The sequence below is a fragment of the Salinicola sp. genome (genome assembly GCF_982684285.1).
This window is the reverse complement of record NZ_CEXLVS010000433.1, coordinates 1-1603: the sequence shown is the minus strand read 5'-3', so window position 1 is coordinate 1603 and position 1603 is coordinate 1. Positions and strand designations below refer to the sequence as shown.

General features: G+C 47.6%; 2 protein-coding genes. One reads left to right on the top strand and one right to left on the bottom strand.

The annotated features are described in order from the left end of the window. Positions 1 to 332, bottom strand: a 332-nt coding sequence (locus tag AC3AYF_RS20800; protein ID WP_487780374.1) for an FAD-dependent oxidoreductase, incomplete at its 3' end; no start/stop codon positions are given. 152 nt (positions 333 to 484) lie between these two features. Between AC3AYF_RS20800 and AC3AYF_RS20795 the strand changes: the two genes are divergently transcribed. Then, positions 485 to 1603: DNA translocase FtsK (locus AC3AYF_RS20795; RefSeq protein WP_487780373.1), on the top strand; the 1119-nt coding region annotated here is incomplete at its 3' end.

Below are 1603 nucleotides of genomic sequence, written 5' to 3'. Positions count from 1 at the left end.
ATAATCAGCGCGTCAGCGGTATATTCGCCACTATCGCCAATGAGTTTAAAGGGACGTTGACTCAGATCGGCGGTGTGAATATGGTCAAATATAATCTCAGTACCAAAACGTTCAGCGTGACGTTGCATACGTTGCATCAACTCTGGACCTTGCACACCGGCATCATCGCCGGGCCAGTTATCTACATCCGTGGTGGTGGTTAATTGGCCACCTTGTTCGATACCCGTAACAAGAACGGGATCAAGCGCAGCACGTGCGGCATAAACAGCTGCAGTGTAGCCTGCAGGACCTGAACCAAGAATAAGTAATCGGCAGTGTTTACTGTCGGCCATAATCGATAATCTCCAAGGCGAATTTTAATAATTGTTTTTAGGGTACCTACCGATGATAATTTGGTAAAGCGTTACCGTTGAAAAGCTGTGTTAAAATCAGCCGTTAATATGTTGGCGTTACTGGGATTATTACATTGGCACAGGCAACACGAGTGATCGATAAAGAGAAGCGACAAGCCACGTCGGGCGCAGTGAGTTTTCGTTTACGTGAGGCTGCACTGATTTTGGCTTTGGCCTTGGCTGGCTACTTGTTATTGTCATTATGGTCATATCAACCCGCAGATCCGGGTTGGTCAACAACCGGAACAGATGATCTTATCGTCAATCTAGGCGGAATAGTGGGGGCTTGGTTAGCCGATGCCTTGTTATATGGCTTTGGTTTCCCCGCTTATTTATCACCGTTGATGTTGGCATTCAGTGGCGGGTTATTATTTAGCTGGGGTAAGACAGCGGATACTGAAAGTGCGATACATTTTTGGGTAATCAAAGCCGTAGGTCTGTTAATGGCAGTCGCTTCGGCCAGTGGTTTATCGACATTAAGCCTTATTTCTTTCGCTGACATACTGCCCTTGGGTGCGGGAGGTGTGTTAGGGGAAGTGGTTGGTCATGGTTTTGAAGCTGTCTTTGGCGCTGCAGGCACCGCCTTATTATTACTGGCCATTTTATTAACCGGAGTGACCCTATTCACCGGCCTGTCATGGTTAATGGTGATCGATCGTTTGGGCGCTGTTGCGATGTTAGTAATGACTTATGCAGCCCGTTGGTTACGAGAGTTTAAAGTGAACCTATTAGCGAGACATGCACGCCAACAACGCGAGCATAGCTTTCGTGAACAAAATGACAAAATAAAAGACCGTAAAAAAGTGCGCGTTGAACCGGTATTACAAAAGATTGAGCCGAGCAAACGTGAAGAAAAAGAGCGACAAGTTCCACTGTTTGAAAACTCAGAAGATCAGGGCATGCCTGCTTTGGCCTTGCTGGATATGCCACAAGCCAGTATTGGTGGCTACAGTGAAGACGTCTTACAAGCCTTGTCTCGCCAAGTGGAACTGAAATTAAAAGATTTTGGGGTTGAGGTGCAGGTGGTTGAAGTGCAGCCTGGCCCGGTCGTTACTCGATTTGAATTACAGCCCGCCCCGGGAATCAAAGTCAGCCGCATTAGTGGTTTGGCGAAAGATTTGGCGCGTGCCTTGTCGGTGAGTAGCGTGCGTATTGTTGAAGTCATTCCTGGCAAGCCGGTTGTGGGATTGGAGATCCCCAATGAACATCGT